This is a genomic window from Pseudoalteromonas sp. ABV4_021 (assembly GCF_056159365.1).
On record NZ_JBSWVB010000001.1, the window covers coordinates 1,129,988 to 1,143,564 of the forward strand.

Genomic DNA, 13,577 nt, shown 5'->3' on the forward strand with positions numbered 1-13,577 from the left:
ACCAGCTTTATAAATTAACGCAATAAAAATTATTGTTGATTTTTGAGCGTGCTCAATAATAAAATGAGCGCGCTCAATTTATTATTCAGGAGTGAGTATGGAACATTTAAAACGATTACTTGGCTCGGTTATTTTTCTGCCGTTTATCTTTTGTTATAGCTATGTTGTTGGCCCACTGCTTATGGCTGTTTTAGTGCCTGGGGGTGTAGTGCTGTTGCTACTTATTTTAGGCTTTAAAGATGGAAAAAAGGCGTTTAAAGATGCGTTTTTACAAAAGCAGCCCGGTAAAAAATAAAGTTACGGCAGTCCCATTTCCAAGTGTTGTTAGCAAAGGCTGCGGGGTGTGTTATCAAGATGCATTTATGTTTACTGCAAACAAGGCTGACTTAACTGCACAGCAGGTTTATTTTGCTATTTTCGCAGAGTTGCCACAGTGGGTAAAAGGCCTTTTGACACTGCGTAATAAAGTCGTCGCACTGTTTGGCTTTTTGGCAACAGATAATAATATGGGTAGTAGCTTTACCTCGATGAAAACAGGCGAGCGTGCTGGGTTTTTGCGTTATCAATTGGTAAGCGATGAGCAAGTTGTCAGTACCAGTGAGGAGCCCAATATGGCAATTTGGCTAACGGTTAAACGGGTGTCGCAAAGTCAATTTATTGTTGCGACAGAGGTGGAGTTAAGAACGTTAAAAGGGCGAGTGTATATGGCAATCATTAAGCCATTTCATCGATTTATTGCCCGATTTTGCATTCGTTACGCATTAAAAATGAATCGAATATAAAACATAAAAGCCAGCATGTGCTGGCTTTTATTTGCAATGAACTTAAGTAATTTAGCGTGCGCTTTTGTTACTTAACCTCTTTACCTGCTGCTTGTAGATCAGCGTGGTAACTAGAGCGTACAAACGGACCACAAGCTGCATGACTGAAGCCAATTTCATCAGCATAGTCTTTTAATGCATCAAATTCGACAGGCGGCACGTAGCGCTTAACTGGTAAATGGTGCTTAGAAGGCTGTAGATACTGACCCACAGTAAGCATATCTACATTGTGTTCACGTAAATCGCGCAACACTTCTTCAATTTCGCTAATTTCTTCGCCTAGGCCAACCATTAAACCTGATTTTGTTTTAACGTTCGGGTGAGCTTCTTTAAAGCGACGCAGTAATTCAAGTGACCATTTGTAGTCAGCACCTGGACGCGCAAGCTTATAAAGGCGCGGTGCTGTTTCTAAGTTGTGGTTAAACACATCAGGTGGCGTTTCGGTTAAAATCTCAAGGGCTTTATCCATACGACCACGGAAGTCAGGTACTAAAATTTCAATCGTAATCCCTGGATTGTGTTTGCGAATTTCGCGAATACAGTCGGCAAAGTGCTGTGCACCACCGTCACGTAAGTCATCACGGTCAACAGACGTAATTACAACGTAACTTAGCTTCATATCTTTAATCGTTAAGGCAAGCTTTTCTGGCTCTTGTGCATCAGGCTTCAGCGGTCGACCGTGGGCAACATCACAGAACGGGCAACGACGGGTACAAATTGCACCTAAAATCATAAAGGTTGCTGTGCCGTGGTTAAAACACTCAGACAAGTTTGGACAAGATGCTTCTTCACACACTGAGTGCAAACCATGCTTACGCATTGCGCTTTTAATGCCGTCAATACGCTCACTTGATTTAGGTAAACGGATTTTTAGCCATTCTGGCTTGCGCAGCATTTCTTCTTTTTCAGTTGGCATAACCTTGACGGGGATTAGTGCCATTTTTTCCGCATCACGAAGCTTTACGCCCGGTTGCATTTTTACAGGTTTACTCATTGATTAAAAACCTACTACTTGCTCATATTCAGTGGTACCTAATTTTTTAACTAGGTGCTTTACCAGCCCGCTTGACGCTTCTTCTAGCGTTTGTGGGCCATTAATTTGTTTGGTTTGTAGCATTTCCATTCCGGCATAACCACACGGGTTAATGCGTAAAAACGGTTCCATATCCATATCGATATTTAATGCAAGACCGTGAAAAGAACAGCCACGACGAACGCGAAGACCCAAAGAGGCTATTTTTTTTTCGTCGACATATACGCCCGGTGCATCGGCTTTAGCGTACGCCTTGATACCGAAATCATTTAGGGTATCGATCACCGTTTCTTCAAGCCACGTAACCAATTCGCGAACGCCAATTTTGAGACGACGTAAATTAAACAGTACATACAGTACTTGTTGGCCTGGACCGTGATAAGTTACTTGGCCGCCACGATCAACTTTAACTACCGGAATATCACCGGTCATTAATAAGTGTTCTTCTTTGCCTGCTTGACCTTGAGTAAATACAGGGTTGTGCTCTACCAACCAAATTTCATCAGCGGCATTTTCGTCGCGCGTATCGGTATAATGTTGCATTGCTTGCCATACCGGCTCGTAATCTTGGCGATTAAGCTGTCGAACGATCAATTGAGGCATATTAATAGGCCTTACAGTACGTAACGTACGTCTGCGATTGAGCCAAGCTCAGTGTAAATTGTTTCGATATGTTCTTTGCTGGTGACTGTTGCAACTAAACTTACAGACTCATAATTACCTTTGCTGCTTGCTTTGGTTTTAGGTGCGTAGTCGCCAGGCGCTAACTTTTGCATCACAGTTAATACTTGCGAGGTTAAGTCAACATTTGCAAGGCCCATTACTTTAAAAGTAAAAGGACAAGGGAACTCTAAAAACTCGTCAAATTTAGTATTTTTAACCGGATTAACCACATTTCACCTCAGTAATTATAGGGTTATTACGACCATTTAGCTGGCCCTAAGAAAATGCCCGCTAGTCTATCATAAATTCAAAAAAACGCTTATTAATAATGTTTATCTGTCTTTGGCAATTTACAAATAAAAAAAGCGCCAAATGGCGCTTTTTTTATTAATTAACAGATTACTTGTTAATTTGTAGACGAATATAATCGTAGATTTTGCTAAAGAAGCTACCTTCGTTAATTTCTTCTAACGTTACTAGTGGATATTGTGCAATATCTTCACCGTCTAGTTGTAAGAACAAAGTACCCACTTTTACACCTTTTTCAATTGGTGCTTCAAGTGTTTGGTCTAGCTCGAAATTCGCCTTTAGGTTTTTCATTTGACCACGAGGAATAGTGATCGGTGTATCTTCTAAAATACCTAGCGATACCGTTTCTTTGTGACCCATCCAAATACGCTGCTCGGCAAAGCTGTCACCGGCTTTATATGGTGTCACTGTTTCAAAGAAGCGGAAACCGTAGTTAAGTAATTTGCGGCTTTCTGTTGCACGTGAACGCTCGCTCTTAGTACCCATTACAACCGATACTAGACGCATATTGCCTTTTTTAGCTGAGGTTACAAGGCTGTAGCCAGCTTCACTGGTGTGGCCTGTTTTAATACCATCAACATTGAGGTTTTCATCCCATAACAGTGAGTTACGGTTATACTGTTTTATGCCGTTATACGTGAACGACTTCTCTGCGTATAGCGAGTACTCAGCAGGTACGTCACGAATAAGTGCAACACCTAAGGTTGCCATATCACGTGGTGTAGTATAGTGCTCTGTGGTATCTAAACCGTGGCTGTTGATAAAGTGCGTATTACTCATACCTAACTTTTGTGCATGAGCATTCATTAAATCAGCAAATGCGGGTTCACTACCTGCAATGTGCTCCGCCATTGCTACACACGCATCATTACCTGATTGAACAATAATGCCGCGGTTTAAGTCTTCTACCGATACTTGTTTACCTACTTCGATAAACATTTTTGATGAGTCTGGAAAGTTTTTCGCCCACGCTCTTTCACTGATGGTAACTTGATCATCAAGTGAAATATTACCGTTTTCTACCTCAAGACCAATTACATAGCTGGTCATCATTTTGGTTAAACTTGCTGGTGCTAGCTTAGTATCAGCTTCACCTTCGGCAATTACTTTACCTGTTGTAAAGTCAACTAAAAAATAGCCCTTAGCATTGATTTGAGGAGGCGCGGGGATGATTTGTGCTTGCAGTGAAAAGCACGACGCTGCTGCAATAGCAGCAATAACTGTTTTTTTAATTCGATTCATTGGCTTTTTGGGTCAATTGTATTAGTTTTGGGTATTTTGCGTTAATTATCCTAAAGCAATCAGTCACTGTAAAGCATGAATGCGTTTTCATGGCTGTTTGCCTTAATTTTATCGAGTAATTCTTTCGCAACTTGCGCATTGTCGATTGGACCAAGGCGCAAGCGATAAATTCCATCTTTTTTCACAATTTTACTGTCTACCTGATGTTCTGCCGTTAACGTTTTAGCAAGCACGCCTAAGTGCTCGATACTTTGCGCAGCGGCGATTTGAATATAGGCTTTGTGATGATTAGTTTCCGGAACTAGGGCTTCTATTTTTACTTTCGCGGTACCTTTGCGATGGTAGCCTAGTTTATATGCGGCGGCGTACGATAAATCGATAATACGATCATCGTGAAATGGCCCGCGGTCGTTAACGCGTACCACTGCAGTATAACCATTTTCTAAGTTGGTAACACGCACGAAACTGGGTAACGGTAATGTTTTATGTGCTGCGGTCATGGCAAACATATCGTAAGGCTCACCATTAGATGTGGCGTAGCCATGGAATTTTCGCCCATACCAAGAGGCTACTCCCGTTTGGCTGAAGCCTACTTCACTGTGCAATGGCTGATAACGCTTGCCGTGCACTTCATAAGGTCTGCTTGCAGAAATGCTCTTTTTTTCAGATGTTACGGCAACATCTTGCATTTCTTCTGGCAATGGCGCGCGCAGTGGCGCTGCGTCATGACGCATACTGTAGCGACCAGACGGCGCACATGCGGTTATAGAAATTAGTATTGTTAAAAGTAGTAGGTGTTTCATTGTGTTATTTCACCAAAATGCGCTTATGGGTTGCAATAGACATAATAATACCGAACCCCGCAAGCAGGGTTACCATGGACGTACCGCCATAGCTGATAAGGGGAAGGGGAACCCCTACTACAGGTAATAACCCTGAAACCATACCAATGTTTACAAAAACATAAACAAAGAAGGTCAGGGTAATACTCGCTGCTAATAATTTGCCGAATGCATCTTGCGCACTGACAGCAATAAATAAGCCGCGAGCGATAATAAATAAGTACAAGCTCAGTAAAATTGTGACACCAATTAGGCCAAATTCTTCACTCAGCACGGAAAAAATAAAATCGGTGTGGCGCTCAGGCAAAAACTCTAACTGAGACTGCGTGCCATGCGTCCAGCCTTTGCCTTCAACACCGCCAGAGCCAATCGCAATTTTAGACTGAATAATATGATATCCCGCACCAAGTGGATCGCTCTCTGGATCAAGCATGGTTAGCACCCGTGTTTTTTGGTATTCGTGCATGCCATAATGCCAAAAACCGTAAATTGCGGCTGGTGCGATGGCTAAAGCACCTAGAATAAGGCGCCAATGAAGACCTGCAAAAAACAACACAAATAGGCCAGAACTTGCAATCAGAATTGATGTGCCTAAATCGGGTTGCTTCATGATTAAACGTGTTGGAATTGCAACAATTAATAAGCCAATTGCTAAATGGCGATATTTCGGTGGCAAATGATAACGGCTAATATACCAAGCAACCATTATCGGCATAGCAAGTTTCATAATCTCAGAGGGTTGAAAGCGAATCCCCACATTGAGCCAGCGCTGTGCGCCTTTACTTGATACACCAAAAAACATGACGGCAACCAGCAGAGCAACACCAACCACGTAGATGGGCAATGCCCAACGTCGCATATTTGTGGGTGATACTTGGGCCAGGGCGAACATAACAAATAAGCCAAGCCCAATACGGGTTGCTTGACGAATTACTAAATCAATATTCTGACCGCCAGCGCTGTAAACTACCACTAAACTGCCGCTCATTAACGCTAAAATTGCTGCAAGTAATGGCCAGTCTAGGTGTAATCTATCCCAAATCGTTTTATTGTGATTGAGCGCCTTCACGGTTTACCTACCAAAGATTCTGGTTTATTCGAAAAGTAATAGTCCATTAATGTACGCGCGATAGGTGCCCCAACGGTTGCACCGCCACCGGTATTTTCAACAGCAACAGCTATGACAATTTCAGGCTTTTCATAAGGGGCAAAACCAATATACATTGCGTTATCACGGTGGCGCTCGTCGAGTTTTTCTGCGTTGTAACGCTCACCTTGGGCGATACTTTTTACCTGCGCAGTACCGGTTTTTCCACCTGCCGTGTATTGTGCACCAATAAAGGCTTTATGCGCCGTGCCCGTTTTTTTATGTACCGTGTTGTACATCGCACGTAGTGCAATATCCCAATTTTCATCATTTTTAAGTTGCACGGGGGGCTTTTCATCACGGGCAATAATTTGTACTTGGTCGCTCAGTTTAGTTGCTGACACTAAATGCGGCTGATAACGTAAGCCCTTATTCACCATAATGGTCATGGAGTTGGCTATTTGCATAGGGGTTGCGGTCCAGTAGCCTTGACCAATCGAAATATTGGGTGTGTCACCCGGGTACCAAGGTAACTTGTATGTGACTTCTTTCCATTCACGCGACGGCAAGTTTGCGGTTTTTTCTTCGTGAATATCAATACCCGTACGCTGACCAAAACCAAATTGATACATAAACTCGCTAATTTTATCGATGCCTAAACGGTATCCCACTTCATAAAAGTAAGTATCGCAACTTTCTTCGATTGCTTTATATACATCGACTTTGCCGTGTCCCCAAGGTTTCCAGTCACGCCAACGGTGATCCGCTTTAGGTAATTTAAAAAAACCAGGGTCGTGTATTTCGGTTGTTTCAGTAACAACGTCTTCATCAAGGGCCAACATTGCAAGGTGCGGTTTAATTGTTGATGCAGGTGGATAAACCCCTTTAGTAACACGGTTAACGAGTGGTCTATCTGGGTTGAGCAGTGCTTTGTAATCTTTGCTACTAATGCCGTGAACAAATAAATTAGGATCGTAACTTGGGTTTGAATAAAAGGCTAAAATACCACCGTCACGAGCATCCATCACCACAATTGCACCGCGCATACCATCTAGCGCCGCTTGTGCTATTTGTTGTAAACCAATATCCAAAGTAAGAATGAGATCTTTGCCAGGTTCGGGAGCGGTTGATTTTAGCGTGCGTAAAATTCGCCCGCGATTATTAATTTCAACTTCTTCGCTGCCGACGGTGCCATGTAATATTTCTTCGTAGTATTTTTCGATACCTAATTTACCAATATCACGAGTTGCCCGATAGTTTACGTCGCGACCTTCCATTTCGAGTTCAAAGTGTTCGGTTTTATTCATCTTGGCAACATAGCCAATCGCGTGGGTTAGGGCATCGCCATAAGGGTAATGACGCGCTAAGCGTGCTTCAACGCTAAAACCTGGGTATTTGTGTTGGTTTACAGAAAATAATGCAACTTGCTCTGGGGTTAAGCGCGACTTTAAAATTTGGCTTTTAAAACGACGTTTGCGTTTACTGTTTTTAAGAAATTCTTGTTGCTGCTCTTGGCTAATATCAAAAAGAGCGGAGACTTCACTTAAACTTTTTTCTAGGTCGTCTGATTCTTCTGGAATTACTTCAAGATTATAAACAGGGCGGTTTTCCGCGAGTAGTACGCCATTACGGTCGTATATCAGGCCACGGTTTGGCGCAATTGGAATGACTTTAATGCGATTTTCGTTAGAGCGAGTTTGGTAACTTTGGTGTTGATTAACTTGTAAATTAAACACGTTAACAAACAAGATGCCAATAACAATCATGACAAACACAAACGCCACAAACGCGCGGCGGGCGACTAAATTAGCCTCCGCTGAGTGATCCCTGATAGTAGCGCGTTGTTTTAGCATCTAATTGTTTTTGTTCTTATTCTCGGTGATAAGGGTGATTGTTATTCAAACTCCATGCACGATACAAGCTTTCTGCGACGATTATTCTTACCAGTGGATGAGGCAAGGTCAAATTAGATAAAGACCATTTTTGCTCAGATGCAGCAATACATTCAGGTGCTAAACCTTCAGGACCGCCAATTAGTAAGCTGATATCGCGTCCATCAAGTTGCCATTTACTCATTTCCTTGGCAAGTTGATGGGTATCGAGTGCTTTACCTGTGACCTCTAAAGTAACGATTTTGTTCCCTTTAGGAATTGCGGCTAAGGTTTTTTCACCTTCTTGCTGTAAAATACGTTTAATATCGGCATTTTTACCGCGTTTACCAGCGGGAATTTCAATAAGCTCTAAGCTCATATCGCGCGGAAAGCGGCGCTGATACTCTTGAAAGCCGGTTTCTACCCACGCTGGCATTTTCGTACCAACAGCAATTAGCTGAATACGCACAGAATTAGCTCCAAAGTTTTTCTAACTGGTAGAATTCACGTGCACTTTCTTGCATTACATGAAGTACTACATCACCTAAATCAAGTAATACCCATTCGCCTTCTTGTTGGCCTTCGGTACCGATGATTTCAATACCTTGTGCTTTTGCTTCAAGTGCAACGTTGTTGGCAATTGACTGTACATGACGTTTTGAAGTGCCTGAGCACACAACCATATAGTCGGTAATTGATGATTTATCTGTCATATCTAACGTGGTGATATCAACGGCTTTGATGTCGTCTGCTTTGTCGATTACAAAGTCTAATAACTCGCGAGGATCCAAAAGTATTTCCTAGTAATTGGTTTATTTGGCTTAATTGTTAAATTTTAACACGTGCAGAGGGTTTATTGGTAGAGACGATGCTGTTTTATATAGTCAGAAACCGCTTCTGGCAGGAATTCATTTTTGTATTGGGCAAGATTTATACGCAGTGCCGAGGATGAAATGGCGACTTGTTGGTGCTGTGCAAGAAAGATATGACCGGCAAGCGGTAAGTCTTCTATCGCATCGTTAATATTGCCACTAATAAACGGCGCAACTTCAGGGTTTGGTTGAAATGTTTCGCCCGGTCGTTGAAAGACTAAAAAATTGCTATTGCTGATACAGTCTTGCCATTTATGCCATTTATGTAAGGTGTTGAGTGAATCCATTCCGATAATAAAAAATAAAGGCACTTCTGGGAATTCATGTCTGAAGCTAATCAGGCTTTCTAGCGCATAACTTGGTGTTCCGCGGTTTATTTCGCGCAAATCAATAGCAAAGTTAGCCTCATCTTTAATTGCGAGTTTAATCATATTAATGCGGTGCGCGCTTGTTATGCCCGACGTGGCTTTATGTACAGGTTGCTTGCAGGGCATAAATAGCACTTTACTCGGTGTCAGTATTTGATCCGCTTGTTTCGCTAATGCAAGGTGCCCGGTGTGTATTGGGTCAAATGTGCCACCTAAAATAACAATCATAGGTTGGCGTATTGTTCTACTTTTGCGTTAAACGGTACAGAAAAGGGCAGAGGACCAACAAACATTAGGGCAATATGCAGCAAGTGTTGGTAGGCATCAATATGTTGATGTTGTTTGTAGGCTAAATCAAATTCGGCAAGTACATCACCGAGCGCGTTTAGTTCAACGTGTGTTAAACGCCTTAATGCTTGCTCTGTAATGGCTTGCTTATTTTTCCACACCTTAAATTGGCTGAAAATTGCATTGAATGATTCGCCGTTTGCTATTGCTTGTTGCATTACTTGTAAGCTTTCAAACTCGCGTACCAGTGCCCATAAAATAATGGTTGGTTCGACGTTTTCTTGTTTTAGCTTAAGCATTACTTTGCTGATTTGAACACTGTCACCTGTTAATAGGGCGTCGCTTAAATCAAATACGTCTAAACGCGACTGATTGACCAGCGTTGGCGCTAATGTTTGGGCGTTAATTTCACCAGAAACATTGAGTAAAGAGAGCTTTTCAAGTTCTTGAGATATTGCGAACAAATTATCTTGGTTGTAGTCAACCAATAAGGTTTTAGCATCAGCAGATAATCGCAAATTCAAACTTTGGCACTGCTGTTCAAGCCACGCAAACAGCTGCTTTCCTTGAAGCGGGTAACACGGCACAAATAATCCGTGTTTATCTAATGCTTTAAACCATGCACCACGTTGAATGTCGTTACCCACTTTTTCGCCTTTGATAACGAGAATGCAATCGGGGTTAGGGTTTTGCGCAAGCGTTTGTAATAACTTGCTGGCTGCAGCATTGGGCTTGCTGTCACCCAGTTCTAATTCGATAATTTTTCGATTAGCAAAGAGAGACAAGCTTGCATATTCTTGCACAATTTCTTGCCAGTCAAACTGGGGAGAAGCGGCAAAGCGAATGATTTCATCAAATCCTTGTGCTTTTGCAATTGATTTAACTTGGCTCGCAGCTTGGTTCAATAAATATGCTTCTTCACCAAAAAGTAAGTAAAAAGGCGTTAAGCCTTGTTTTAACTGAGCAACTAATTGGTTCGGATAAATACGCATTAATATTGGCCTAACTGACGAATAATCAAGTTACTTGCTTGTTGGCGCAATTCTGACAGGATCAATTCCATTTCTCGCGATTTAGCTAGCGCGTTATCAGGGTCGTCTTGATAATTACGGGTAAGCTCAAAGCTATTAGTAATTGGCTTTTGTTTATCACGAATAAGTTGGTAACTGACAGTGTAAATAAGTTCATGCTCGGCTACTTGGCCGTTTGGGAATAAACTTAGTGTACGACGGTTAAGCGAGTCTTTTAGTAACCTTAGCTCAGCAGTAGCGTGCTTTGAATCAGTATTAATATTGCTCAGTGCTAAACTGTTTTGTAGCTCGGTAAAAAGCTGAGAGTCAGGGTTTGTTGCCGTGACCACTAAGTTTTGCAGATCGTCAGGTAATACGGATGCGGTACGCAATTTAAAACCGCAGCCAACTAAAAGCACAAAACACAGCAATAATGCTGTGTTTTGTAAAAAGCGTGGTGCAAACATTAGTTTGCAACCACGTTTAGCAATTTACCTTTAATAAAGATAACCTTGCGAATAGTTAAACCGTCTGTGAATTTAGTCACATTAGGTTCTGCAAACGCTGCTTTTTCAACAGCGTCTTGGTCTGCGTCCGCGGCAACGGTAATTTTACCGCGTACTTTACCGTTAACCTGCACAACAACCAGTTTTTCGTCTTCAACCATCGCTGATTGGTCAACCACAGGCCATGGTGCATCAACGACTTCGCCTTGCTTGCCAAGGTTTAGCCATAATTCATGACAAACGTGTGGCGTGATTGGCGAAAGCATCACGATTAATGCTTCAAGCGCTTCATAACCAATCGCGATATCGTTGCTATCGTTTAATGGTGCTTTAACAAGTTTGTTAAGTAATTCCATTACCGCAGCAATAGCGGTATTAAATGTTTGACGACGATCTAAGTCATCAGACACTTTTGCAATTGCTTTATGTAATTCACGACGAATCACTTTTTGCTCGTTTGAAAGCGAAGCGCTATCAAGCGTTGTGCGCTCATTTGCCATTACTTCAGTGGCGTATTTCCAAACACGTTTAATAAAGCGATGCGCACCTTCTACACCTGAATCAGACCATTCTAACGTTTGCTCTGGTGGTGCGGTAAACATCATAAATAAACGCACTGTATCGGCGCCGTATTGGTTGATAACCGTTTGCGGGTCAATACCGTTATTTTTAGACTTAGACATTTTGCTCATACCAGCTGATTCAACTGGTTGGCCGTCGTCTTTGTGCCACGCTTTTACAACGCGACCTTTATCGTCTTTTTCGCTTTCAACGTCGCTTGGTGCAATCCAAACGTCGCCGCCTTTCTCGTCTTTACGGAAGAAGGTTTCCGCTAATACCATGCCCTGACATAATAAACGCTCAAACGGTTCGTCTGAATTTACTAGGCCAAAGTCACGCAATAGTTTGTGGAAGAAACGCGCATAAAGTAAATGCAAAATAGCGTGCTCAATACCACCGATGTATTGGTTTACAGGAAGCCAGTAATTAGCTGCACCTGGCTCTAACATGCCTTCATCGTAACGTGGGCTGCAGTAGCGTGCGTAGTACCAAGATGACTCCATAAACGTATCGAAGGTATCAGTTTCGTGGAAAACTTGCTCGCCATTAACGGTTGCTTTTGCCCATTCAGGATCAGCTTTGATTGGCGATGTAACACCATTCATTACAACATCTTCAGGTAGGCGTACTGGTAACATGTCTTCTGTTGCTGCAAGCTCAGAACCATCTTCTTTATTTAACATCGGGATTGGTGAACCCCAGTAACGCTGACGGCTTACACCCCAGTCACGTAGACGGAAGTTAACTTTGCGCTTACCTGCATTGATACCTTCAAGTTTATCGGCAATGGCATTAAATGCTGCGTCAAACTCAAGGCCATCAAATTCGCCAGAGTTAATTAACACGCCTTTCTCAGTGAATGCTTCATTGGCGATATCTGCTGTTAGTTCAGAACCTTCAACAGGTGCAATAACTTGTTTGATTTCAAGGCCGTAGGCAGTAGCAAATTCAAAGTCACGTTGGTCGTGACCAGGTACTGCCATTACTGCACCCGAACCGTAGTCCATTAGTACAAAGTTAGCAGCCCATACAGGTACTTCTTCGCCCGTTAATGGGTGAATTGCTTTAAAGCCAGTGTCGATGCCTTTTTTCTCCATTGTTGCCATATCAGCTTCAGCAACTTTGGTGTTTTTACATTCTTCAACGAATGCAGCAACCGCTGGATTATTTTTAGCCGCTTCTTGTGCAATTGGGTGACCAGCTGCAACGCCCACATAGGTTACGCCCATGAAGGTATCTGGACGCGTTGTGTAAACAGTGAATGTTTCACCGTTATCAGCGCGTTTAAAGTCGATTTCTAACCCTTCAGAGCGACCAATCCAGTTGCGCTGCATGGTTTTAACTTGCTCAGGCCAGTGCTCAAGTTTGTCTAAGTCGTCAAGTAGCTCTTGCGCATAGTCAGTAATTTTAATAAACCACTGTGGAATTTCTTTTTGCTCTACAACTGCACCTGAACGCCAACCGCGACCGTCAATAACTTGCTCATTAGCAAGTACGGTTTGGTCTACTGGATCCCAGTTAACCGTTGACATTTTTTTGTATACAAGGCCTTTTTCGTACAGTTTTGTGAAGAACCATTGTTCCCACTTGTAGTACTCAGGGTGACAGGTTGCGATTTCACGATCCCAGTCGTAACCAAAACCAAGTTGCTTTAACTGGTTGCGCATGTAGTCAATGTTTTCGTAAGTCCATTTTGCAGGTGCCGTGTTGTTTTTAATTGCGGCGTTTTCAGCAGGTAGACCAAATGCATCCCAACCCATAGGTTGCATTACGTTTTTACCTTGCAAGCGTTGGAAACGTGATACTACATCGCCAATGGTGTAGTTACGTACGTGACCCATGTGCAGGCGACCACTTGGGTAAGGGAACATTGAGAGACAGTAAAACTTTTCTTTACCTTCTTGCTCAGTTACTTTAAATGTTTGATTTTCATCCCAATATTTTTGAACTTTCTGTTCTATATCCTGCGGGCTGTATTGCTCTTGCATTCTAATTTCCAAACTACTTGCAAAATAAATAAAAATTGGCGCTTAGCATAGCGTAAATCGCGGCGCTAATACAGCCTTAGCAGTGCATTAAAAGTAAGTTTTTTGTGTCTTTAATC

At 42.4% G+C, this 13,577-nt stretch carries 15 protein-coding genes; 2 read left to right on the plus strand and 13 right to left on the minus strand.

What is annotated here, in order from left to right:
- Positions 1-97: 97 nt before the first annotated feature.
- Both ACXAFE_RS05405 and ACXAFE_RS05410 read left to right on the plus strand, forming a co-directional pair.
- A complete protein-coding gene (locus tag ACXAFE_RS05405) occupies positions 98-295 on the plus strand; it encodes a hypothetical protein (protein WP_010560419.1) in 198 nt (65 codons plus the stop codon).
- Positions 261-782 carry a DUF2867 domain-containing protein gene (locus tag ACXAFE_RS05410; RefSeq protein WP_475149642.1) on the plus strand — a complete coding sequence of 174 codons (522 nt, stop codon included), beginning with the start codon at positions 261-263 and terminating at the stop codon, positions 780-782. The genes ACXAFE_RS05405 and ACXAFE_RS05410 overlap by 35 nt, the downstream gene beginning before the upstream one ends.
- 67 nt (positions 783-849) lie before the next feature.
- On the opposite strand, the gene lipA is transcribed toward ACXAFE_RS05410, so the two are convergent.
- The 13 genes from lipA to leuS all read right to left on the minus strand — a co-directional run bounded on the left by lipA (position 850) and on the right by leuS (position 13,461).
- Positions 850-1,815, minus strand: a complete 966-nt coding sequence (lipA, locus tag ACXAFE_RS05415) for a lipoyl synthase (RefSeq protein ID WP_054978448.1) — start codon at positions 1,813-1,815, stop codon at positions 850-852.
- Positions 1,816-1,818: 3 nt separating this feature from the next.
- Positions 1,819-2,457, minus strand: a complete 639-nt coding sequence (lipB, locus tag ACXAFE_RS05420) for a lipoyl(octanoyl) transferase LipB (protein ID WP_475149650.1) — start codon at positions 2,455-2,457, stop codon at positions 1,819-1,821.
- A gap of 11 nt (positions 2,458-2,468) precedes the next feature.
- Complete coding sequence (ybeD, locus tag ACXAFE_RS05425; RefSeq protein WP_010560415.1) at positions 2,469-2,747, minus strand: DUF493 family protein YbeD; 279 nt, start codon at positions 2,745-2,747, stop codon at positions 2,469-2,471.
- A gap of 169 nt (positions 2,748-2,916) precedes the next feature.
- Positions 2,917-4,068, minus strand: a complete 1,152-nt coding sequence (locus tag ACXAFE_RS05430; protein ID WP_475149659.1) for a serine hydrolase — start codon at positions 4,066-4,068, stop codon at positions 2,917-2,919.
- A 59-nt stretch (positions 4,069-4,127) separates the two neighbouring features.
- Entirely contained in the window at positions 4,128-4,871 is a 744-nt protein-coding gene (locus tag ACXAFE_RS05435; protein WP_475149663.1) for a septal ring lytic transglycosylase RlpA family protein, read from the minus strand.
- 4 nt (positions 4,872-4,875) lie between these two features.
- Complete coding sequence (rodA, locus tag ACXAFE_RS05440) at positions 4,876-5,979, minus strand: rod shape-determining protein RodA (protein ID WP_475149665.1); 1,104 nt, start codon at positions 5,977-5,979, stop codon at positions 4,876-4,878.
- The gene (mrdA, locus tag ACXAFE_RS05445) at positions 5,976-7,850 is read right to left on the minus strand and encodes a penicillin-binding protein 2 (RefSeq protein ID WP_475149669.1); all 1,875 of its coding nucleotides are present in this window, start codon (positions 7,848-7,850) and stop codon (positions 5,976-5,978) included. The genes rodA and mrdA overlap by 4 nt, the downstream gene beginning before the upstream one ends.
- A 16-nt stretch (positions 7,851-7,866) precedes the next feature.
- A complete protein-coding gene (gene rlmH, locus ACXAFE_RS05450; protein WP_010560410.1) occupies positions 7,867-8,337 on the minus strand; it encodes a 23S rRNA (pseudouridine(1915)-N(3))-methyltransferase RlmH in 471 nt (156 codons plus the stop codon).
- 4 nt (positions 8,338-8,341) lie between these two features.
- Positions 8,342-8,659 (minus strand): ribosome silencing factor, encoded by a 318-nt coding sequence (gene rsfS / locus ACXAFE_RS05455; RefSeq protein ID WP_010560409.1) that lies wholly within the window; start codon positions 8,657-8,659, stop codon positions 8,342-8,344.
- 62 nt (positions 8,660-8,721) lie between these two features.
- The gene (gene nadD, locus ACXAFE_RS05460) at positions 8,722-9,336 is read right to left on the minus strand and encodes a nicotinate-nucleotide adenylyltransferase (RefSeq protein WP_475149678.1); all 615 of its coding nucleotides are present in this window, start codon (positions 9,334-9,336) and stop codon (positions 8,722-8,724) included.
- A complete protein-coding gene (gene holA / locus ACXAFE_RS05465) occupies positions 9,333-10,388 on the minus strand; it encodes a DNA polymerase III subunit delta (protein ID WP_475149682.1) in 1,056 nt (351 codons plus the stop codon). The genes nadD and holA overlap by 4 nt, the downstream gene beginning before the upstream one ends.
- Positions 10,388-10,873 carry an LPS-assembly lipoprotein LptE gene (locus ACXAFE_RS05470; RefSeq protein WP_475149686.1) on the minus strand — a complete coding sequence of 162 codons (486 nt, stop codon included), beginning with the start codon at positions 10,871-10,873 and terminating at the stop codon, positions 10,388-10,390. The genes holA and ACXAFE_RS05470 overlap by 1 nt, the downstream gene beginning before the upstream one ends.
- The gene (gene leuS, locus ACXAFE_RS05475) at positions 10,873-13,461 is read right to left on the minus strand and encodes a leucine--tRNA ligase (protein WP_475149689.1); all 2,589 of its coding nucleotides are present in this window, start codon (positions 13,459-13,461) and stop codon (positions 10,873-10,875) included. The genes ACXAFE_RS05470 and leuS overlap by 1 nt, the downstream gene beginning before the upstream one ends.
- Positions 13,462-13,577: the final 116 nt, after the last annotated feature.

Excerpts from the sequence above, each read along its gene's own strand:
- ACXAFE_RS05470 (WP_475149686.1), bottom strand. The coding sequence starts at position 10,873 with ATGTTTGCACCACGCTTTTTACAAAACACAGCATTATTGCTGTGTTTT.
- lipB (WP_475149650.1), bottom strand. The coding sequence starts at position 2,457 with ATGCCTCAATTGATCGTTCGACAGCTTAATCGCCAAGATTACGAGCCG.
- lipA (WP_054978448.1), bottom strand. The coding sequence starts at position 1,815 with ATGAGTAAACCTGTAAAAATGCAACCGGGCGTAAAGCTTCGTGATGCG.
- ACXAFE_RS05430 (WP_475149659.1), bottom strand. The coding sequence starts at position 4,068 with ATGAATCGAATTAAAAAAACAGTTATTGCTGCTATTGCAGCAGCGTCG.
- leuS (WP_475149689.1), bottom strand. The coding sequence starts at position 13,461 with ATGCAAGAGCAATACAGCCCGCAGGATATAGAACAGAAAGTTCAAAAA.
- ACXAFE_RS05405 (WP_010560419.1), top strand. The coding sequence starts at position 98 with ATGGAACATTTAAAACGATTACTTGGCTCGGTTATTTTTCTGCCGTTT.
- mrdA (WP_475149669.1), bottom strand. The coding sequence starts at position 7,850 with ATGCTAAAACAACGCGCTACTATCAGGGATCACTCAGCGGAGGCTAAT.
- nadD (WP_475149678.1), bottom strand. The coding sequence starts at position 9,336 with ATGATTGTTATTTTAGGTGGCACATTTGACCCAATACACACCGGGCAC.
- ACXAFE_RS05410 (WP_475149642.1), top strand. The coding sequence starts at position 261 with ATGCGTTTTTACAAAAGCAGCCCGGTAAAAAATAAAGTTACGGCAGTC.
- holA (WP_475149682.1), bottom strand. The coding sequence starts at position 10,388 with ATGCGTATTTATCCGAACCAATTAGTTGCTCAGTTAAAACAAGGCTTA.
- ACXAFE_RS05435 (WP_475149663.1), bottom strand. The coding sequence starts at position 4,871 with ATGAAACACCTACTACTTTTAACAATACTAATTTCTATAACCGCATGT.